Source organism: Paraburkholderia mimosarum LMG 23256 = NBRC 106338 (assembly GCF_000739815.1).
Taxonomy (GTDB): Bacteria; Pseudomonadota; Gammaproteobacteria; order Burkholderiales; family Burkholderiaceae; genus Paraburkholderia; species Paraburkholderia mimosarum.
Window position 1 is genome coordinate 1 of sequence record NZ_BBJJ01000060.1, and the last position, 21,313, is coordinate 21,313.

Annotated in this window: 19 protein-coding genes; 5 read left to right on the forward strand and 14 right to left on the reverse strand. The window is 66.7% G+C overall.

Translation table 11 applies throughout. From position 1 onward, the window contains the following. Together BMI01S_RS28700 and BMI01S_RS28705 are read left to right on the forward strand one after the other, a co-directional pair. A partial coding sequence (locus tag BMI01S_RS28700) for a mechanosensitive ion channel family protein (protein ID WP_052408448.1) occupies positions 1-2,529 on the forward strand: 2,529 nt, incomplete at its 5' end. Between the two features lie 320 nt (positions 2,530-2,849). Further along, a complete protein-coding gene (locus BMI01S_RS28705; protein WP_028209871.1) occupies positions 2,850-3,248 on the forward strand; it encodes an FKBP-type peptidyl-prolyl cis-trans isomerase in 399 nt (132 codons plus the stop codon). A gap of 106 nt (positions 3,249-3,354) precedes the next feature. On the opposite strand, the gene BMI01S_RS28710 is transcribed toward BMI01S_RS28705, so the two are convergent. The 7 genes from BMI01S_RS28710 to BMI01S_RS28745 form a co-directional block, all read right to left on the reverse strand. Then, positions 3,355-4,689, reverse strand: coding sequence for an ABC transporter ATP-binding protein (locus BMI01S_RS28710; RefSeq protein WP_028209870.1), 1,335 nt, complete (start codon positions 4,687-4,689; stop codon positions 3,355-3,357). 14 nt (positions 4,690-4,703) lie between these two features. Beyond that, positions 4,704-6,452 (reverse strand): ABC transporter permease, encoded by a 1,749-nt coding sequence (locus BMI01S_RS28715; protein ID WP_028229734.1) that lies wholly within the window; start codon positions 6,450-6,452, stop codon positions 4,704-4,706. A gap of 177 nt (positions 6,453-6,629) precedes the next feature. Further along, positions 6,630-6,815, reverse strand: a complete 186-nt coding sequence (locus tag BMI01S_RS28720; RefSeq protein ID WP_028229733.1) for a hypothetical protein — start codon at positions 6,813-6,815, stop codon at positions 6,630-6,632. Between the two features lie 891 nt (positions 6,816-7,706). Then, positions 7,707-8,105, reverse strand: coding sequence for a hypothetical protein (locus BMI01S_RS28730; RefSeq protein WP_238327603.1), 399 nt, complete (start codon positions 8,103-8,105; stop codon positions 7,707-7,709). Positions 8,106-8,322: 217 nt separating this feature from the next. Beyond that, positions 8,323-8,775 carry a zinc-finger-containing protein gene (locus tag BMI01S_RS28735; protein ID WP_028209866.1) on the reverse strand — a complete coding sequence of 151 codons (453 nt, stop codon included), beginning with the start codon at positions 8,773-8,775 and terminating at the stop codon, positions 8,323-8,325. Positions 8,776-8,970: 195 nt separating this feature from the next. Further along, a complete protein-coding gene (locus tag BMI01S_RS28740) occupies positions 8,971-10,245 on the reverse strand; it encodes an MFS transporter (RefSeq protein ID WP_042291365.1) in 1,275 nt (424 codons plus the stop codon). Positions 10,246-10,476: 231 nt separating this feature from the next. After that, complete coding sequence (locus tag BMI01S_RS28745; protein ID WP_028229732.1) at positions 10,477-10,905, reverse strand: TOBE domain-containing protein; 429 nt, start codon at positions 10,903-10,905, stop codon at positions 10,477-10,479. Positions 10,906-11,005: 100 nt separating this feature from the next. Here BMI01S_RS28745 and BMI01S_RS28750 point away from each other — a divergent pair, with 100 nt between their 5' ends. Together BMI01S_RS28750 and BMI01S_RS28755 are read left to right on the forward strand one after the other, a co-directional pair. Further along, on the forward strand, positions 11,006-11,890 hold the full coding sequence (locus tag BMI01S_RS28750) for an extracellular solute-binding protein (protein WP_154671109.1): 885 nt from the start codon (positions 11,006-11,008) through the stop codon (positions 11,888-11,890). Positions 11,891-11,910: 20 nt separating this feature from the next. Then, the gene (locus BMI01S_RS28755) at positions 11,911-13,740 is read left to right on the forward strand and encodes an ABC transporter ATP-binding protein/permease (RefSeq protein ID WP_036044100.1); all 1,830 of its coding nucleotides are present in this window, start codon (positions 11,911-11,913) and stop codon (positions 13,738-13,740) included. 412 nt (positions 13,741-14,152) lie between these two features. On the opposite strand, the gene BMI01S_RS28760 is transcribed toward BMI01S_RS28755, so the two are convergent. From BMI01S_RS28760 to BMI01S_RS28790, 7 genes are all read right to left on the reverse strand, one after another. Continuing rightward, positions 14,153-15,175, reverse strand: coding sequence for a hypothetical protein (locus BMI01S_RS28760; protein ID WP_028229730.1), 1,023 nt, complete (start codon positions 15,173-15,175; stop codon positions 14,153-14,155). Positions 15,176-15,744: 569 nt separating this feature from the next. Further along, the gene (locus BMI01S_RS28765; protein ID WP_052408450.1) at positions 15,745-16,359 is read right to left on the reverse strand and encodes a thioredoxin fold domain-containing protein; all 615 of its coding nucleotides are present in this window, start codon (positions 16,357-16,359) and stop codon (positions 15,745-15,747) included. 152 nt (positions 16,360-16,511) lie between these two features. After that, entirely contained in the window at positions 16,512-17,078 is a 567-nt protein-coding gene (locus BMI01S_RS28770) for a hypothetical protein (RefSeq protein WP_407668894.1), read from the reverse strand. 184 nt (positions 17,079-17,262) lie between these two features. Further along, positions 17,263-17,742 carry a nuclear transport factor 2 family protein gene (locus BMI01S_RS28775; protein WP_028209861.1) on the reverse strand — a complete coding sequence of 160 codons (480 nt, stop codon included), beginning with the start codon at positions 17,740-17,742 and terminating at the stop codon, positions 17,263-17,265. An 86-nt stretch (positions 17,743-17,828) separates the two neighbouring features. Then, a complete protein-coding gene (locus BMI01S_RS28780; protein WP_028209860.1) occupies positions 17,829-18,443 on the reverse strand; it encodes a TetR/AcrR family transcriptional regulator in 615 nt (204 codons plus the stop codon). A gap of 87 nt (positions 18,444-18,530) precedes the next feature. Then, positions 18,531-19,502: a DMT family transporter gene (locus BMI01S_RS28785; protein WP_081723276.1), complete on the reverse strand. Its 972-nt coding sequence runs from the start codon at positions 19,500-19,502 to the stop codon at positions 18,531-18,533. A 67-nt stretch (positions 19,503-19,569) separates the two neighbouring features. Then, positions 19,570-20,424, reverse strand: coding sequence for an AraC family transcriptional regulator (locus BMI01S_RS28790; RefSeq protein ID WP_042291369.1), 855 nt, complete (start codon positions 20,422-20,424; stop codon positions 19,570-19,572). Between the two features lie 199 nt (positions 20,425-20,623). Between BMI01S_RS28790 and BMI01S_RS28795 the strand changes: the two genes are divergently transcribed. Then, positions 20,624-21,313, forward strand: a complete 690-nt coding sequence (locus tag BMI01S_RS28795; RefSeq protein ID WP_036017798.1) for a YceI family protein — start codon at positions 20,624-20,626, stop codon at positions 21,311-21,313.

Genomic DNA, 21,313 nt, shown 5'->3' on the forward strand with positions numbered 1-21,313 from the left:
GGGACCGCTGCGGCCGCTGCGGCCGCTTCGGCCGCTGGCGCGTCGGCGGCCACGCCCGCCTCGGCGCCGCTCGCGGGGGCGCTGCGCTCCAACGGTCTCGTCGTGCAGGTCGCCTCTCACGCCGCGCGCGGCACGCGCATGCTCGGGCAACATCTGGGCCACACGTTCGCGACGCTGCTCGACCTGTGGGCCACGCGCAACTGGTGGCAGGACCATCTCAATACACCGCAGGGCCACGCCCTGCTGCTCGCCCTGCTGCGTGTGCTGGTGCTCACACTCGTGCCCGCGCTCGCACTCGCAACGGTGCTGCGCCGGGTCGTCGTCGCGCCGGAGCGCGCCATTGCCGCGCATCAAGCCGCAAAGCAGCGCGAGGACGGTGAGCCGCCGCAAGCCTCTGCGCCGCAACCGCAAACACCCGAAGCCACCGGCACGAGCGCCGCGCTCGCCGCGCAAGCGAAGTCTGCGCAAGCACAAGGCGATGCGGACAAAGGCGCGCTGCGCGAAGCGGCCGCCATGGAGACGACTGTCGGTAAAGCCGCGACGCACCGCGATCCGGACGCCGGACCGAACGTGAATGCGGACGTCAACGCCGCCGCGCGTGCAACGGTCGTCGCCGCGCAAGCTCAGGACGACGCAGAGGCCCCGTCCAAAAGCGCCGCCAAACGCGCGAAAGAAGCGTATCAGGCGCTGCGCGGCGCCCATCACTGGAGCCTGCTGCAACGGTTGCCGGGCGCCCTGCTCGTCATGCTGCTCGAAGCCGTTCCCGTGATCGGTTTCGGCCTGTGCGCGGCTTTCGTGCTCTCGCTCTTCGGCCCCGACGACGCGGCATCCGCCGAAGCGGTCGGCCATATCGTCGATACGTATGTGGTTTGCCGGGTCATCGTCATGTTCGGCAAGCTGCTGTTCGCGCCCGACGCCGCCGCGCTGCGCCTCGTGCCGCTCGCCGATAACTGGGCCGCCTACGCGCAACGCTGGCTCGTTCGCATCGTCGTGATCGGCGGTGTGGGCGGCGCGATTGGCGCCGCGCTGCCGCTCGGCATGACCGAAGACGCGAATCTCGCGCTCGTGAAGGTCGTCGCGCTGATCGGCCACCTCGCGCTCGTCGTGATGATCGTGCAACTGCGCCGCCCCGTCGCCGATGCCATGCGCAAGGCGGCCGCAAGGCATGGCGCTTACGCGTGGTTCGCGCAGTGGTTCGCCGATATCTGGGTCGGCGTGGCGCTCTTCGTCGTCATCGCGCTGTGGTTCGTCTGGGCGCTCGATGTGCGCGGCGGCTACGGCGAGCTGGTGCGCTCGGGCGGTCTCTCGCTGGTCGTGCTGCTTGCCGCGCGGGTCAGCGCCATTGTGCTGCTCGGGGCGCTGAGCCGCGTGTTCGGCCTGCGCAATGATCACGAGAACATGAGCTTCGGGCAGCGCCGCGCTTATCGCTACTATCCCGCGCTGCGGCGTATCGTGATCGCCGCGATCTGGATCGTGACGCTCGATGTGCTGCTGCACGTCTGGGGCCTGCGTCCCGCGCGCCTGCTCGCGCTCGCGCCCATCGGGCATCTGATCGGCTCGGCGCTGCTCACGATCGTCATCGCCATCGTCGCCGCCGTCGCGATCTGGGAGCTCGCGAACGGCGCCGCCGACCGGCGCCTGCAAGCCTGGACCGACGCCGGGGACTTCGTGCGCGCCGCGCGCCTGCGCACGCTCTTGCCGATGTTTCGCACCACGCTGCTCGTTGCGATCCTCGTCGTGGTCGGGCTCACCGCGCTTTCGCAGCTCGGCGTGAACACGGCGCCGCTCATCGCGGGCGCCAGCATCTTCGGCGTGGCGCTCGGCTTTGGCTCGCAAAAGCTCGTGCAGGACTTCATCACGGGCATTTTCCTGCTGACCGAAAACGCCATGCAGGTGGGCGACTGGGTGACGGTGGCGGGCGTGTCGGGCACCGTCGAGTTCCTCTCGATCCGCACCGTGCGGCTGCGCGGCGGCGACGGCTCGCTCTACACCGTGCCGTTCAGCTCGGTGACGACCGTGAACAACACGAACCGCGGCATCGGCAACGCGGCCGTCAAGGTGCAGATCGCGCACGGCGCGGATCTGCAGCGCGCCATCGACACGTTGAAGGACATCGGCGCCGAAATCCGCAAGGAAGACGCCTTCAAGGACGGCATTCTCAGCGACTTCGCCTACTGGGGCGTCGATCAGGTGGACGGCGCGAGCGTGACGCTCGTCGGCCAGATCCAGTGCAAGGACTCGGCGCGCTGGGGCGTGCAGCGCGAGTTCAACCGCCGCGTGCTGCTGCGCTTCGCGGAGCGCGGCATCGAGCTCGCGAATCCGCAGCGCAACTTCCTTGTGGACATGACGCGCGGCGACGACATAGAAGGCCGCACGTACGGCGACGATCGCGACGACGCTTCCGCAGGCAACGATCGCCCCCAACCGCGAGGCGCTTCGAAGGCGCCTTCGCAGGGCGGCAAGCCGCGCAGCGGCAAGAGCGGCGCATCGGGTGACGGCCAGGGTTCGTCGAGCGGCAAGCCCAACTGACACGGTGACGCCGCAGCCGGTGCGCAGCTCACGCGCACCGGCCTCACCTTCGCTTCTCGTTTTCGTGCTCCTGAAAAAGCTCACCTGAGCGCCGACAGCCGCACCGCGCCCCAACGCCGGCGCGGCAAAGTTCTCCGTCTAATCAATGGTCTGCGTACGGAGGCATGCTGCGCTGCACGCACGGGATCGCACGTCCCGAAGAAGCTCACCTTTGCGGCCGCCGCGCAACGTGTTGTGGGGAAAACGTCCAGCGCGGCGATGAAACGTGGGCCGACACAGGCGCCCGATATAATTGGCGAGCCATTCAACGAGGACATCTCATGAAATCACTGATTGCCCTGGTCGCCGCTGCCACACTCGCAACGAGCGCGTTTGCCGCCAACCCCATCGAGAAGTTGCCGTCGGGCGTCGTAGTCGAGCACCTCAAGCAAGGCACCGGCCCGCAACCCACCGCCACCGACGTCGTGCGCGTGAACTATCGCGGCACGCTCGCGAACGGCACGGAATTCGACAGCTCCGACAAGCATGGCGGCCCGGCAGTCTTTCCGCTCAATCGCGTGATTCCGTGCTGGACGCAAGGGGTGCAGAAGATGAAGGTCGGCGGCAAGGCGAAGCTCACCTGCCCGGCCGCGACGGCTTATGGCGATCGCGCCGTCGGCCCGATTCCGCCGAACAGCGACCTCACGTTCGAAGTCGAACTGATCGGCATCGGGCAGTAAGGGAAGCCTGCGGGCGCCTGGGCGAGGCCGGATGACAACGAGTCAGCGCCCAAACAAAAAGCCGGATGGTCATCCCATCCGGCTTTTTGCTCATCTGGGCCGAGCCTTACGCCTCGACGTCCTCGAAACTGAAAATCTCCGACTGGTCGTTGTACGAGAAGACCTCGCCATAACGCGCCCACTCGATCACGGTATCGAGCGTTTCTTCGGCGTCGACATCCGAAAGCACGTCCTCCAGTTCCTGCTCGAAGCGCACGCGCGGCGCGCGATGGCCCGGCCGCTCGTCGAGCACCTTCTTGATCCGCGCCGCGAGCGGCACGTTGCGCAGCAGGTGATCGGCGAACATCAGCTTGCGCGCCTGCGTGCCCATCTCGGCGAACACGCGCGCGGGCGGCGTGAGCAGCACGTCGCCTTCGCGCACGTCGGCAAAGCCGAGCTGCTGCAGCATTTCCACGATCGGGAACAGGTCGTCCACCTCCAGATGCAGCGACCGGGCGATCTCGGGCATGTCGGCACGGCCGTGATACGGCGCGGCCGCCAGCGTCTCGATCAGGCCGGCCATGATGTTGGTCGACACATCGGGCAAGCGGCTGCCCACTTCGAGGCGGCGGTGCGTGGCTTCGGCGGCTTCGCGCGCGGTCATCTTCGAGTAGATGTCGTCCACCAGCTTGCGGAACGCCGGGTCGAGACGGTTGCGCGGATGCTTGAACGGCACCTTGATCTCGGCCGACACCCGCCCCGGGTTGGACGACAAGACGAGAATGCGGTCGCACATGAACACCGCTTCCTCGATGTTGTGCGTGACGATCAGTACCGACTTGATCGGCAGACGGCCTTGCGTCCACAAATCCAGCAAATCGGTACGCAGCGTTTCGGCGGTCAGCACATCGAGCGCCGAGAACGGCTCGTCCATCAGTAGCAGCGTCGGATCGACCACGAGCGCGCGCGCAAAGCCCACGCGCTGGCGCATGCCGCCCGAAAGCTCGCGCGGGTAGGCGTTTTCGAAGCCGTCCAGACCGATCAGGTCGATGGCCGCCAGCGCGCGTTCGCGACGCTCGCGCGCGCCGACGCCCTGCGCTTCGAGGCCCGCTTCCACGTTCTGCAGCACCGTGAGCCACGGGAACAGCGCGAACGTCTGGAACACCATCGAAACGCCCTCGGCCGGCCCTTCGAGCGGCTTGCCCAGCCAGCTCACCTCGCCTTCGGTCGGCTCGATGAGGCCCGAGATGATACGCAGCAGCGTGGACTTGCCCGAGCCCGAGCGGCCCAGCAAGCCGACGATCTCGCCCTCGCGCAGCGAGAGGTTCACGTCGTCGAGCACGAGGCGCTCGTCCTCTTTCTTCGCGAAGCCGCGGGAAACATGCTTGACGGCGAGCACTTCGCCGCCGGGAGCGGGCCGAATCGGCAGCAGATCGGATGAGACGATTTTCGGATTCAACATGATGTCACTCCATCTCAATCGAGGCGCAGCCGGGATTCGGCGTAGGTGTACAGCGGACGCCAGAGCACGCGATTGAACAACGTAACGAACAGGGACATCATCGCGATGCCCAGAATGATTTTCGGGAAGTCGCCGGCAGCGGTCGTCTGCGCGATGTACGCGCCGAGGCCATGCGCGACGACCCTGGTGTCGCCCCACTGCACGAATTCGGAGACGATGCTCGCGTTCCACGCCCCGCCCGAGGCCGTAATGGCGCCCGTGATGTAGTACGGGAAAATGCCTGGCAGCATCGCCTTCTTCCACCATTGCCAGCCGCGAATGTGGAAGTTCTTCGCCGCTTCCTTGTAGTCGTTCGGGTACGCGGTCGCGCCGGCGATCACGTTGAAGAGGATGTACCACTGCGTGCCGAGCACGATCAGCGGCGAAAGCCAGATGTCCGGGTTCAGATGAAAGCGCACGATCACGATCACGAACACCGGGAACAGCAGGTTCGCCGGGAAGGCAGCGAGAAACTGTGCGAGCGGCTGGACCTTCTCCGCGAGCGCCGGACGCAGGCCGATCAGCACGCCGAGCGGCACCCAGATCACCGAGGCGATGGCGATCAGCAGCAGCACGCGCAAAAGCGTGATGAGGCCGAGCAGGAACACGTGCCAGACTTCGTCGAGCGTGACGCCGGTACGCACGTAGGCCACCACGTGCCATACGACGTACACGGTCAGCGCGATCACGAACACGGCCCACACGATGTCGCCCAGGCGCGAGCGCTTGCTGACCCGGGTGACGACGGGCAGCGCCTTGGGCAGTTGCACGCGCAACGGCACGCGCGCGAGCGTGGCGAGCAGGAAGCCCATCGGCACGAGCAGACGGTGAATGAGACGCGTGCGGCGAATGAGGTCGAGCAGCCACGACTCCGGGGCTTCGCCCGAGCTCGTGGTCTCCATGCGGAACTTGTCGGCCCACGCGACCAGCGGACGGAACAGCAACTGGTCGTACGCGAGAATCACGACGATCATCGCGAGAATCACCCCGCCCACCGCGTGCAGGTTCTTTTCGGCGATCGCCTGCGCCAGATATGCGCCGACACCGGGCAGCGTGATCGTGTTGTTGCCCACCGTGATCGCCTCGGAGGCCACCACGAAGAACCAGCCGCCCGACATCGACATCATCATGTTCCAGATGAGGCCCGGCATCGAGAACGGCACTTCGAGCTTCCAGAAACGCTGCCAGCCCGTGAGATGGAAGCCGCGCGAGACTTCATCGAGGTCGCGCGGCACCGTGCGCAGCGACTGGTAGAAGCTGAACGTCATGTTCCAGGCCTGGCTCGTGAAGATCGCGAAGATCGCGGCAAGCTCGGCGCCCAGCACGCGCGAGGGAAAGAGCGCGAGGAAGAACGTGACGGTGAACGAGATGTAGCCTAGCACCGGCACCGACTGCAGGATGTCCAGAATCGGCACGAGCACCTGGCCCGCGCGGCGGCTCTTCGCCGCGAGCGTGCCGTACCCGAGCGTGAAGATGAGCGAGGCCACCATCGCCGCCAGCATGCGCAGCGTGGTGCGCATGGCGTACTCGGGCAGATTGGCCGGGTCCAGCGAGATGACCTGGGTCTTGAGCGTCGAGATCGGCGCCATCGTCTCGTGAAAGCCCACGGCCGCCATCGCGATCAGGCAGATGATGAGCGGGAACGCCACGAAGTCCCAGCGGTTGGGCAGCACGCGCCACGCCGAGGCGTTGGCCGTGCGGTTCAGGTTGAAGCTGAACTCCATTAGCGGCCTCCGTTGGCGCAAACGGGTGCGAGCGCGAGCAGGCCGGCAAGGGCGCGCGCTGTGCGGCGGATCGTTCGCAATGTGTGGTTGAACTGATTCATGTCGAAGCACCGGCGATTGGTTTATTGCGCGAAGCCCTCGCGCGGCGCGTACGGCTGGCCGTACGCGCGGGGATCGTTACTTCAAGGCGGATGCGTCCCGAAACACCCGTGAGCGCAGATCTCGCCAGCGCGCGGCGAGTCGCGATTCCCCGCAAGGCGGCTGGGCGACCGTGCGCTCACGCGCGCCGAGCACATCGGGGTGAAGGGTTTGCTGCGATTGCGGCAGGTGCGGCAGGTGCGGCAAAAGAAGGCCGAAGTTCATACTGGTTCTCCTGGCGTCGAGAAGGACGCATTCGGGAGGAAAGCCAGCAGACCCGGTAGCGCGCATTCAGCGCCATGTCAGCGCTAGTTTGCTTACGCGAGACTCACGTCTGCCCGCTTTCCTCAGTGCAATGGGAAAGGAAGCGGCATAACGGATAACTGTCACTGTCAGACATCGGAACTCCTTATCGTCACGGCGGCTGGCCCCGGGAGCCTCGCCAGGCGTCCCAAAGGCAACACATGTGTCGATCCGCGCGTCGCGCCGGCGTGGCGAAACGAGCGAACCGTGCCGTGAGCGCGCATCGATCGGTTGCGGACGCACGGCGCGATGTCGGCCGACCGCGGCGCCTGAAATGCTCGAGGCGCGCTGCGGCGTCGGTCGACGCTATTCAAGAGTGCACGAAGATTTACTGCTGGACGCGCACCATCTGCCTGGCTGGCAAGACGGCGGCTGAAAGAAAGGGAGCGCGGACGTCCTGCCGGTCAGGCAGCGAAACTGTTCGAAGATCGACAACTGCTACTGTCCAAGGCGTCAGCCCCTTTTGTTAAGACGGGCGAATTTTAGTCACGCCACCTGTCTGAAGTCAACACGATTCGCACCCCGCGTCAAATCTCGTGCCAATGTCGCCACAGCGCCGGCTGGTGCCCGCCCAAGGGTCCAGCGGGGCCCAACCGGTGGCCTGACCGGCGGCGTCGCGAAAACCTTGCAACCGGCCATGCGTTTTTTGGGGTTACATCGTCGGCTGCGCTCCGTTCACCCGCGTCGCGATCCGCGCTCGTCTCTCCAAAGCGTTCACTGCACCGTACTGCCTGCTCCCCACTGCCCGTGCGCGACGCCGGCCGGGTGCCGGCAAACCGTGGGCGTGCAAACGGCGTACCCGCCGGGCCCGCCTCACGCGCTCTTGCGCAGCGCCCGCTGGCTCGTCTCACCGGCGCCCATGCGCTCGAGCCGCTCGCTCGCCTCCGTCAACGCCCACAGCGGCGCGCCTTGCAACTGGCGGTCGTACACAGTCACGAGCTGCGCGAGCGCCGCGAATCCGGCTTCGTCGAGTTGCCAGCCGCCGCCCGTATTGCCGCGCTCGAAGCAGGCGATCAGCGCGGCGTCGGCCTGGCGCACCTGCTCCGGGTCGAGCACGCCGTACCCGGCCTCCGCAATCGATTGCGCGAGCACGTGAGCATGAAGCATGGCGCGCGCGTCGTCGCAAGTGCCGCCGCGGCCGAGCGCGGCGAGCGCGAGATGCACCTGGAGCGCGAGCTCATTCGCGACCGCCCGCGGGATCGGCAGCAGCATCGACTTGCTGCGGCGGGCGCGACCGGCTTGCGGGCGAGGCGGAAAAGGAATGGTCCTGGCCATGGAAGGGCACGTAAGAGTCTGTTCCGTGCAATAACGGCACGCCGCGCCGAAGATTGAGAGGCGTCCCTCAATTCGGACGCAACTATCGGTGACGCAGATGCGGCATGCATCGCCCGTCCGCCTGGCGAACGGCCCTGCATGTGCGGCAGACGCCTCAGCGCGGGTCGCCCTCGCCGCGCCGCGCGGCCACGAACGCTTCGATGTGGCGGATGGCCTGCTCGCACTGATCGAGCGTCAGAAGGTGGATCGACGGATTCGGCAGGTCGAAGCCCAGCTCCCCCGCCAGCCAGCGTATCGCCTTGCCGCGCGCCTCGAATGCATTGACCTTGTCGCGCCGCATTTTCGCGGCGACGAGCGGTTCCAGCGCGTCGTGCAGGCGGCTCTTGGCGTCGCGCAGGGCGGCGTTGGCGAGGCGGCCGAGCGGCACGTTGCGCGTGCTGCGCGCGGGCACGCCGATCCACGCTTCGCAGGGCGTGCAGACCCAGAGCGGGCCATGATCGTCGCGATACGGATAGGCCTCGTCGGCGAAGCGCGCGAGCACCGCTTTCGCGCCGCAGTAATCGCACAAGGGCTGCGGCAGCGCCTTGACGGGGCGGCCTACGCGCATGCGGCGCTCCTTGCGGCGATAGTCGATTGATGCATTGATGGGTTCGGTGGATGAGAAAGACGGTGCCCGCCGCGAGCGGGCCCTGGAGCAAGGATAACGGCAAACCCCGGGCGCGGCATCGTCGGGACGGCGTGTCGCTGGGCGCGGCGCACCTTCCCGAGGATGATCGCGGTCAGGCGCCGTCTGGCCCTGCGGCTAGTTCGCGCTCTCGGCGGCGGGCGTCGCTTCGGGCGCCAGCGAGCGCGTGTCGCGCAACGCCGGAAAGAGCCGCATCCACAGCAGCGCGACACAGATCGTGGCCGCGCCGCCAACGAGCACGGCGCGCTGCGCGCCCCACCATCCGGCGGTCAAGCCTGACTCGAACTCGCCAAGCTGGTTAGACGTGCCGATGAAAAGCGAATTGACCGCGCTCACGCGGCCGAGCGTTTCCTCGGGTGTGCGCAACTGCACGAGCGAGGTCCGCACGACCACGCTCACCACATCCGAGGCACCGAGCACCGCGAGCGCGACGAGCGACACGACGATGTTGTGCGAAAGCCCGAACGCGATCGTCGCGCAGCCGAACACGATCACGCCGCCGAACATCGCGAGCCCCGGGCGGCGCCGCAGCGGAAAGTGCGCGAGCCAGATCGAGCCCGCGAGCGCGCCCGCGGCCGACGCGGAGCGCAACAGCCCAAGCGCGATCGGCCCCGCGTGCAGGATGTCGCGGGCGAACACGGGCAACAGCGCCGTTGCGCCGCCGAACAGCACGGCGAACAGGTCGAGCGAGAGCGCGCCGAGAATCACGGGCTGCGAGCGGATGAAGGCGATACCCGAGAACACCGATTCCAGCGTGACGGGCGTGCGCGCGGGTGGTTTCGTGCGCAGCGGGATCGTGCCGGAAAGCGCAGCCGCGGCAGCAAAAGCGAGCGTACAGGCCGCGTAGGCCGGCGCCGCGCCGATTCCGTAGAGCAGGCCGCCGAGCGCGGGGCCGACGATGTTCGCAGTCTGATTCGCCGAGGTCGACCACGCCGTGGCATTCGGCAAGTGCGAGCGCGGCACGACGCCCGGCAAAAGCGACGAGATGGCAGGCGACTCGAACGCGCGCGCGGCGCCGACACAGGCGGCGAGCGCGTAGATTAGCGGCGCGCCCAGCCAGCCGCCGAGCGTGCCGGCCGCGAACGTCAGTGCCGCGGCGCACTCGACGAGTTGACAGACCGAGGCGATGCGCCGGCGATCATAGCGATCCGCCACCTGGCCGACTACGAGCGTCAGGCAGAACATCGGCAGGAACTGCGCGAGGCCGACGAGACCGAGAGCAAAGGCGCTATGCGTGAGCGCATAGATGTGCCAGCCCATGGCGACGGCGAGCATCTGGAAGGCGAGCGAGGAGAGCACGCGCGCACCATAGAAGCGCTGGAAGCCGCGATTGCGCGAAAGGCCGGGCGGGTCTTCGAATGCCGCCTTGGGTGCCGGGGCAGGTAGGGTCATTGAACAGCCGGAAAGAACGCTTGGCGCGTGCCGATGGAAGGCAAAGCCGCGGCGCAAAAGCGCCAAGTTTAGTGCATGGGGGCGACGGCAGCGGATTGCCGCGAGGCCCGGAACTCGACTTCACGTCAGGTCTGCACGAGCGCGACGAGCGCCTGCCCATTCCCGCGCGAGTTCACGGGCCCGCAGCTTCTCCTCGCGCTGGCGCACTCGGTGGCGCCCCCCCGCAGCCCATCAGCCGTCCACGCCGACGATCACGCTCGATGCCTTGAAGAGCGCCGTGGCCTGCTTGCCTGCCGCGAGGCCGAGGCGATCGACGCTCTCATTCGTCACGATGGCCGCGATCTGCGCGCCGCCAGGCGAGGCGAGCACGACTTCCGCGTTCACCGCGCCCTTCGTGACCGACGACACCGTGCCCGCGATGACGTTGCGCGTGGACACCTTGCTCGCGTCGCCGTCGACCATGAGGATCACGGACGATGCCTTCACGAGCGCAAAGGCCGGCTTGCCGGCGGCGAGACCCAGCGACGCCGTGCTGCCGTGAGTGATGATCGCGACGATCTGGAGCCCGCCATCGGCGCGCAGGGTGACCTCGTCGTTGACGGCGCCGGGCTTCACCGCGCTGATCTCGCCGGAGAAATGATTGCGAGCGCTGGTGCGCATGAGGGTCTCCACAATCGAGATGAAATGGTTAGGGAAAGAACCATGAATGCAGCACTCCATCGTAATATATGGACCTTTATAACGATACGGGGCGTCGAACATGTCGATCCGCAAGCTGGTGGCCTCAGTCGTCGTGGTGAGCGGTGTCTTCGGTGCTGCGGGCGCGGCCCGCGCCGACGAATCCGACGTCAACGTGCTGTATGCAGGCTCGCTCGTGAATCTCATGGAAAAGAGCGTGGGCCCCGCGTTCGAAAAGGAAACCGGCCTGCATTTCCGGGGGTACGCCGCCGGCTCGAACAAGATCGCCAATGAAGTAAAGGGCAAGCTGCGTCGCGGCGACGTATTCATCAGCGCGAGCCCGAAGGTGAACGCTAGCCTCATGGGCGAGGCCAATGGCAATCACGTTAGGTGGTACGTCAATTTCGCCGAATCGCCGCTCCTGATCGGCTACAACCCGAAGAGCCGTTTCGCCAGCGATTTCAAGACGAAAAAGTGGGATCAGGTGCTGCAGGAGCCGGGCATCCGCCTTGGCCGCACCGACCCGAAGCTCGACCCGAAGGGCGCCTTCACCGTGGAACTGATGACGAAGGCTGCGCAGGCCTACAACCAGCCCGATCTCGTGGAAAGAATCCTCGGCACGCCGGAAAATCCGCAGCAGGTGCTGCCCGAGGAAACGCTCGCTGGCCGCCTGCAATCGGGCCAGCTCGACGCGGGCTTCTTCTACTCGACCGAAACCTCCGACCTGAAGATCCCGTCAGTCCATCCCGCACCGGAGCTGAAGATCAAGGCGAACTACACGCTCACGATCCTCAATGACGCCCCCAACAGCGCGGGCGCGGCGCGCTTCGTGAACTTTCTGCTCTCCGCCGAAGGGCGCAAGCTGCTCGCCGGGCATGGCGTGGACGTGACGAAGCCCGTTGTGAACGGTCAGCCCCAGGCGATCCCGCCGTCGGTCCAGGCCGTGGTCGACGCCGCACAGCAATGACGCAGTCCGCACAGCGTGCCATGAGGCCCTCGAAGCCGCTCTGGTGGTTGGGCGCGCTGCTCGCGGTCTATCTGTGCGCACCGTTCGTCGCGAGCATCCCGCAGATCGGCCAGGCGGATTGGGCCGGCGTCGACTGGCACGCCACCTGGTCGGCAGTCGGGGTTTCGGTGGCGAGCGCAAGCGTGGCCTCGCTCATCATCCTCGTGGGCGGCGTGCCGCTCGGCTACTGGCTCGCGCGTTCGCGCGCGCGCGGCATCGCCCTGCTCGGCTTTGTCGTGCAATTGCCGCTCGCGCTGCCGCCACTGACGAGCGGCGTGCTGCTGCTCTTTCTCATCGGCCCGTATAGCGCCCTCGGCCAGTTCTTCGGCGGCACGCTCACCGATTCCTTCACGGGCATCATCCTCGCCGAGACGTTCGTGGCCGCGCCCTTCCTGATCGTCGCGGCGCGCTCGGCGTTCGCCGCTGTCGACCCGGTCCACGACGACGTCGCCGCCACGCTCGGCCATCATGCCGCTAGCCGTTTCTTTCGCGTCACGCTGCCCGTTGCCTGGCCCGCCATCCGTGCGGGGCTCGCGCTCGCCTGGCTGCGCGCGTTCGGCGAGTTCGGCGCGACCGTGATGGTGGCCTATCACCCGTACTCGCTGCCGGTCTATACGTATGTCGTGTTCGGCGGCCAGGGCCTGCCCGCGATGATGCCGCTGCTCCTGCCCACGCTCGGCATCGCGATCATCTGCGCCGTGCTCTCCGTGTACAGCCGCGGGACACGCGCAGCGCCGGAGGTGAACCCCGAAAACGGCGATGAGCTCACCGCTTTCACGCCGGCCCCGTCCCCACCGGCCAGTGCGGACCTTCGGCTTGCCTTCGCGGCGCGGCGCCGTCTCGGCGCGTTCACACTCGATATCGCGTGGCAGCCGCAAACGCGCCGGCTCGCGATCATCGGTCCTTCGGGCTCGGGCAAGTCCCTCGCGCTGCGCATCATCGCCGGGCTCGAACATAACGATGCGGGCGCGATCATGCTCGGTGCGACCGATCTCGGCGCGCTGCCGCCCGAGCGCCGCCAGATCGGCTATATGCCGCAGGACTATGGGCTGTTTCCTCACATGACGGTGGCGCAGCAGCTGGCGTTTCCCGTCGATGCCGACGCAGCCAGCGCGCGTTACTGGCTCGCGCACCTAGGTCTCGATGCGCTCACGCAGCGTCTGCCGCGCCAGCTCTCGTTCGGCCAGCGCCAGCGCGTCGCGCTCGCGCGTGCGCTCTCGCGACACACGCAACTGCTCCTGTTCGACGAGCCGTTCGCCGCACTCGACACGCCGCGCCGGCGCCGCCTGCAGCAATCGCTGCGAGCGCTGCAACGCGAGGTCGGCGCGGTGACGGTCGTGGTGACGCACGATCCGGACGAGGCGGCCCTGCTCGCCGACGAACTGCTCGTGATCGAACAGGGTCGCGTGCTGCAGGCGGGCGGCATGGCCGATGTCTTCCAGCGGCCCGCCACACTGCGCGTGGCCGAGCTGCTCGGCCTGCACAACGTCGGCGAGGGTATCGTGCGGGCCGGCGGCGTGATCGAAACACCGGAGGGGCTATGCCTGCCCTGCGTCAATACGACGCTGGCAGTCGGCTCACGCGTGATGTGGCGCGTCTCGCCGCGCGCGCTCGCCGCAACGCCGGAGGGTGCGTGGCCGGGCCGCATCGCGGGCACGTCGCTGCGTCATGGCGACCGCTACGTCGCCGTCGAGATCGCTGGCGTCACCTTCGACATCGCCGCGGAGGACGCGCCGGCAACTCATGCAGGCGAACTGCGCTTCACGATCGACGCCAACGGCGTGCTGGCCTGGCCCGCACGCGACTCCTGAAAACGCTCACCTTTTGCGCCGGCATGCCAACAGCAACGCCGTGCCCAGAGACAAAAAAGCCCCTTGCAAAGGGGCTTTTTGCATAAACGGTTAGCGCCTGGACGCGCAATTTCGCACCGTTGGGCTCCGGTCCCGAAAACACTCACCTGTCGATCCGTCACGCACGATGTGCGCAACGATTCGGTTGCTAACGCCTGGGGCGTAGCAAGATTCCATTCGGAAACCTGGGACTACCAGGAAAATATTGTGCGCGGGAACTGGCTTCTGCTGCGGATCGGCATGACGAAATCTCGGGGATGACACGCTCAGACGGTGACTGTCGCACACGCTGCTAGCGAACCGTCACGTTGCACGCGCCAGCCTCCCGAACGTCCTCACCTTTGGCGGCGACGCCAGCCCACGCCGACACCACTCAGATCATGAAGCGGCTGTCTTCGACCAGTACGCGCGGCAACGGCTGAAGATCGGCGCGCGCGAAGCGCACCAGCGAGAACGCGCGCAGACCTTGCGGACTTGCCGGCAGGCGCGCAAGCGCGAAGGTGATCGATGCGCGGTTGCCCGAGCCGCCATCTGCGAGTACGACGTTCATCGGACTCAGACAGATCTCGCGCATTTCGACGTTCGTGTGTTGCGCGGGGTTCGAAAGCACGTTGCAGATCACCGCGAGGTTGTGCTCGAGCGCTTCGCTCTTGAGTCCGAGCGCAGCGATCTCGCGCTCGTTCCCGGCGATCAGCGCTTCGACTTTCGCCACTTCGGCGGCGTTTTGCACGGCGTGCTCGCCCAGCATGCGCTCCGTGCCCGCACCATGACGCGTGAGTAGTTGCAGGCGGGTTCTGAGGAGCGCGCGATCCTGCTCGAGCACGTCGCGGCGCGACTCGTCGGCGCCGATCTGCGCGAGGCCTGCCAGCGCGATCTGCTCGACCACGCGCTGCACGATCTGCTCACGCAGATCGCTTTCCGTTTCGCCGCACACGCGCACCTGATGATCGTCGAAGCTCAACGTCGTCTGCATGACGTCGGTGTGTACCTCGTCGCCATACTGCTCGACACCGAAGCCTCTGCGCTCGTTCATCGCCATGCCGAGCACGGCGTAGACCTCGCGCGCGAGCGGATGGCTTTCGAACCAGGCGTGCAGTTCGGGCGAGCGGCTCAGCACATGACCCACCTCGTCAGGCGCAGCAAAAAATGCGTGGATGTAGGGGTCGTTCAGCCACGTGGCCGCGCCCGCCTCGCGCGCGGCCGGCATGCGATCCACGGTGTCACGCACGAACGCCACCGACTGCGAGAGCGCGGGCACGAGCCGCTCACGCCATTCGGGCACGAGCTTCAGAGCAGGGTCGAGCACGAGCAGCCGCTCGATCAGCATGTGGATTTGCGGCGATTCCGGCGCCTGACTCGCGCGGGCGCGCGGCCAAAGCCTGTCGAGGATGCTCATGGAAAACTCCGTGGGAGACTGCCCCGGCGCAGCGGCCGGCACCGACGACGTGAAGGCGTGCCGACTGGCGCGGTGCCGCGCAGCGTGGGTAACAGTATGGCGAACAAGCCGCAGCCCGCGCGACGAAGCCACGTTTGGCAACTGACTATACCGCGAATCGCGGCGCGCTCGCGTGAACGCAGCCGCGCAGCGGCGGTCCGTCACGCGGCGTTCGCACTCCCGAAAACACTCACCCTTGCGCCGCGCGACGCGGCATACGCGCCTGAACCTTTGCAGTTGAAAAAATTCTACAGTAGGCTGCGACAACCCTTTCGCGCGGAAGAAATAACGCTATGGATAACTGAACGTCTTGCCGAACGATGCCCGGATCCGGCGATTCACATCGCGTCGAAGTCGTTCGATGAGCAAGCAGTTGGTCCGAAAAAGGCCGACTACGCGCCGCAAAACCTCGGGCGAAACAACAAAGGTGAGGCTTTTCGGGAGAAGCGCATGGGTGCTACCCCTGGAAGTCCTCACCTATGTGCATCGGTGAACTCACGACGCGGCGGATAGCTCACCGCGGCGCGTGTTCAACGATATTTCTGCAGATCGGGATCGGTGATCGGTTGGGCCGGCAGGTTCAGGATGCCCGGCAACTGGCTCAACTGCGGCAAACCGCTGACGTTGGCCCAGCGCCCGCCCGAACCCTGATAAACAAGCGTGGGCGTGCCATCGAAACCGAGGTCCTGGAACAGCTTGATGTTGTTGTCGAGCTTGTTCTGATCGGCGGCGGGAACGTGCGCGAGCGGTGCGATACCGCCCGATTCGTCTTTCACCGAGTAGTGCGTTTCGAGTTCCCTGAGCAGCGCAGCGCCGTCTTTCGCCTCCAGCAACGCTGCCGCCTTGCCCGCCGAATCGGCTTTCAGAAAACCCATAGGAATCCAATGCACCTGCAGCCCGACCGTTTCATACGGTTGCAGCGCTTTCCACACCAGGTGACAGTAAATACAGTTTGGATCCATGAAGACATAAAGTGTCGACTTCACATTCGACCCGCTCGCCCCTTCGACGATCGCACTCGCATTCTGGAACCGTGCCGCGGCCGTGGCAGGCAACCAGACGGGCTCCGGGGCATCGGCAGCGATGGCGCCAGCGCTCATGACCAGTGCGCCCGCGGCGATCAGCATGCGTGTGAACTTCCTCATTCTTTTCCTCTGGCTTGGGTTGCGCTCGGCTTCGCGCACTCGAACGCGAAGCCCCATATGTTATGGGCGCGCCGTGGCGTGTCACTGACACCAATATGACAAAGCGGACAGATTGAGGGCAAAGGTGAGGGTTTGCGGGAGGTCGTCGCGACTCAAAACCTGAACCGCAACTGAAACCCGATGGTGAACGGCAGATCATCGGACGGAATTGGCGGGATGACGATGAAGTTCACGCCCACGCGCTTGTACGCGACCATCACGATAGGCGCGACCACCGGCCCGATCGTATGGTCATGGCCGAGGCCCCAGTTGCCGTAGTTGTAGCCTGAAATGATGCCGCCCATCGCCGCGAGACGCACGAAGCCCCAATGCAGGAACTCGGGCGCCCACACCGCGCCGCCGTAGTAAGAGGGCCGGCGGAGCGAGTTGCGGAAGCCGCCCGCGGTGAGCGCCCACGTCTCGCCGGGCCAGCATTCGATGCCGAGTCCCGGGTTGAACTGCTCGAAGTCCTTGTCGGGATGGATGTGGTAGGAGCCCACCATGGCGTCCACCCAGAGGCCCGAGCCACACCAGTTCGCCGCGTGCGCCGGTCGGGCGGCGCTCGACAACACCAGCGGCAGGAGCAGCAACGCAGCCGCAGCGCCGCGTTTCGCCTTCTTTGGTTCTGCTCCCGATTCCGCCATCGTTGCCGCGCCACCTCGCTTCTGCCAAAACCGCATGGGCTCTCCGTCTCTTCTTGCGCCGATCCTCGATGGAGTCGTCTATTTTGTGGTCGCTGTTCGGTGAATGACGCACTGTACCGCAACCTCATATGTACGCAATGGAGTCCAGGCTCGAATCGGGCAACTCGCTCGCAGCAGTTAGCGTGCCGGCGACGTGAGTCGTCCCGATCAAGGCAGCGCGTCAGAGACCGAGGTCGGAGAGGCCCGGATGATCATCGGGGCGGCGCCCGAGCGGCCAGCGGTAGAGGCGGTCCGTTTCGCGAATCGGCAGATCGTTGATGCAGGCATGGCGACGCGCCATCAGGCCGTTCACATCGAATTCCCAGTTTTCGTTGCCGAACGATCGGAACCAGTTGCCCGAATCGTCGTGCCATTCATAGGCGAAACGCACGGCGATGCGATTGTCCGTGTATGCCCACAATTCCTTGATCAAGCGATAGTCGAGCTCGCGTGCCCACTTTCGTGCGAGGAACGCAACGATCGCCTCGCGGCCCGTCACGAACTCCGCGCGATTGCGCCAGACGCTCTGCGGCGTGTACGCGAGCGAAACACGTTGCGGGTCGCGCGTGTTCCAGCCGTCTTCGGCGGCGCGCACTTTCTGGATGGCGCTCTCGCGCGTGAACGGCGGCACCGGCGGGCGGACTTCGGTCGCTTCACTCATGGTCTTTCTCCTGGGGTTGGTTCGCGCGATGCAACGGTGCGCGGTCTGGACTCACTGCCAGACTTGCTTCGGGTATAAGCGGTGCTTCATGGCGCGAGCGCCGCGAGCAACGATCGGCCTGCCGAGCGTGCGTCGAGCGCGGCATCGGCGTCGCCGCTCACGAGCGCAACGCCGATCGCGCCATCGATCAGGATCAGCCATTGGCGCGCGAGCCGTGCAGCAACCCGGCGATCGGCGCCGACCGCCAGGGCCCACGCATCGCTTTGCTCTCGCACGAATGCGAGCAGGCGCTCCTTGTGCTGCCGCGCGACCACGCGCACAGGGTCGTCAGGCGATGCGATCTCGCCCGCAGCATTGAGGAACGCGCAGCCGTGAAAGCCGTCCGATGCGAACCATTCGCGCAGCACGTCGAACATGCCGATGAGGCGGGCCTGCGGCGTACGCCCGCGCGCGAGCGTGCCGGCGACGAACCAGCGCATCCAGCGCTCGTCGCGCCGCGACAGCGCGGCCGCGACGAGCGCGTCCTTCGAGTCGAAATACGTGTAGAAGCTCTTGCGCGCCGCACCCGCCGCACGAACGATCGCATCGACTCCCGTTGCGTGAATGCCGCCCGCATAGATCAACGCCTCGGCGGCGTCGAGCAGGCGCTCGCGTGCGTCTGCCTCACGGGCTTGCGGATTCTGGACAGCGGGTGTGTTCATGGCTTCGTGCCGTTAGCGGCATTGCGTGGATCATCGGGAGAATGATCGTTCTCCCGATGCGCAATGTAGAACGATCATTCTCCTGAGTCAAGGGGTGTTACGGCCGCGCGCGCCGCGGAGTCGGCGCCTCACGTGCACGCGGCGGCCCGACACCGCGAACACGGCGCCGACAACGAGCGCGAGCCCCACCGCGCGCGTGAATGTGAGCGGCTCGCCCAGCAGCAGCGTGGCGAGCGCGACGCTCGACACGGGCGCCACCGCCGTGAAGACGGCCGCCTCGCCGCCCGGTACACGCGCAGCGCCCGCGTACCAGAGCCAGAATCCACCCACGGTCGGCACGAGCGCGTAATACGCGACGCCGAGGAAAGCGTGCAACGGAATGGCATGCGGCGCGCCGAGCCAGCCGGGTAGCGCACACGCGCCGGAAACGACGAAGCCGAGTCCCGTCATCACGCCAGCCTGCGCAAGCGGCGGCCACGGCTGCGAAAGGCGCTTGTTTAGCAGGACGAACAAGCTTTCGCAGATGACCGCGCCGAGAATCATCGCATTGCCCATGCGCGAGCGGACGCCGTCGCGATGTTCGCCGGGTGCGAGCGTGACCATCGCCACGCCGAGGCTCGCGATCGTCACCGAGACGATCGTGCTCGCACGCAGCCGCTCGCCGAGCACCAGCGCCGCTGTCAACGCGCAGACGGCCGGCAGGGTTCCGAGGATGATGCCGGCGTCGCTCGCGGAGGTGCGCTGCGTGCCGGCAATCAGCAAGACCGTGTAGCCGACGCTGCCGATCGCGGCCTGGGTGAGCAGGAGGAGCGCATCACGCAGGCCCGGGCGCGGAAACGCGGTGCCGGTGAGCCGCATGAACAGCAGAAACACCGGCAACGCAATGGCGAAGCGCAGCGCGGTGGCCGGCAGCGGATCGAGCCCGGCGCCGATCGCCTTGCTGGCGATCACCGTGCTGCCGACGGTCAGCATGGCGCCAGTCAGTTGCAGATGGGCGATGGATCGGGGGGACAGTGCAGTGCGTCGTGCGTTGGCGCACGACGGCAATCGAATCGACATGGAGCGCTCCTCGTGGTGATACGCCTGTATAGGCCCACCACGGCGCGCCGTCTTGGATCGATGTGCGTCAGCGCGTGGGAAATTCGCCGCGCGCGAGGCGGTAGCGCCCCGGCGACACGCCGAACTGTCGTGCAAACGCGCGGTTAAGGTGGCTCTGGTCGCAGAATCCGGCGGCCAGCGCGGTTTGCGCCGGCGCGTGCCCCGCCTTGAGCAGGCGCCGCGCGAGCGCCACGCGGCGATGCAGGATGTAGCCATGGGGCGCGACGCCGAACGCACGCAGGAAGCCGCGATGGAGCTGGAAGCGGCTCAGACCCGCCGCATGGGCGAGCTCGGCGAGCGAGAACGCCTGGGCGGGATCGGTGTCGATCATTTCGCGAACGCGGGCAAGCGATGCCGGCGAGCATGGCGCGAGCGCGCGCCGGTGGCCGAGTGCTTCGACGAGGCGGGTCATGATTTCGAGCGCCGCGCCGTAGAAGGCCATCTGCGACAGGTCGCCGTTTTGAGCGCCCTGATTGTCCAGCTGGGTCACGTGGGCGAAGGCTGCATCGAACAGTGCGCGCAAAGGCGGTTCGGAGATCACCGGCGCATGCAGCGCGAACTCGGTGTCGTCGCCCTGCGTGATGTCGGTCTGCAGCGCGTCGATCCAGCGCGGCTCGAAATACAGCATGCGCCACGTGCGGCCCGCGGCGTCGAGCGGGCGGCCGTCGTGCACTTCGCCGGGATTGACGAGGATGAGATCGCCCGGCACGGCCTGGACCTGGCCCGCGTCGCTCAGCGAGACGTGCCCGCCGCGTTCGATCACGCCGATGCCGTACTGGTCGTGCGTGTGCCGGCCGAACGAGCGCGCCGTGGCAGCCGTCATCGCATCGACGTCGCGCACGAGCGTGGCGTGAAAACACACGGCGTGGTTCGTGACTGGCATGGCTCGGCGCTCCGCTCGTTCGCACTTCGATGGGCGTATGAAACCCGAGTTTCGCGCGGCATGCAATGTGCGGCTCATCTACGGCCGATGGCTCCCTTCGCTGCGATCCGGCCCCGACGCGTTATGCTTCTCGAGCCGCGTGGAAGAAACGCGGATCGCCAAACGTACTGGAAATATCGACGAGCCAATGGGAAGAAACATGAAAGAGCGGCCGTTTTCGTCTCGCATTCGCCAATCGCGCCGCGCCTTTTGCGCGGCGCTGTGCGCGGCCGGCATCGCGGCATGCACGCCGCTGCGCGTCGTCACGCACAGCGTGAGCCGCGCCGAGGCCGATGTGCCGCCGGGACGCTACACGATGGACGAGCATCACTGGAGCATCGTGTTCGACGTCGATCACTTCCATTACTCGCGCTTTGTCATGCGCTTCGACCGGGCACAGGCCACGCTCGACTGGCGCGCGGGCGGCCTCGAAACGGCCGCGGTCGACGCGACCATCGACGCCACGAGCCTCGACACCAATGTCAGTGCGCTCGACGCCATGGTGAAAGGCCCGCAGATGCTCGACGTGCAACGCTTTGGGCAGATCCGCTTCACGAGCACGCACTTCGAGCGCACGGGCGAAGGGCGCGGCAGGCTCACCGGGAATCTCACGATACGAGGCGTGACGCAGCCGGTCACGCTCGACGTCACCTTTAACGGCTCCGCGCCGAATCCGCTCACGAAGCAGCCCACGCTCGGCTTCGCGGCCACGGGCCAGTTCAGCCGTGCGGCGTTCGGGTTGACGACCTGGTATCCGGCCGTGGGCGACGAGATCGGCGTGCGCATTCAGGCCGAGTTCGCGCAGCCCGCGCCGGGTGCGCAGCCACCAGCCGCCGCGCCAGCGCAATGA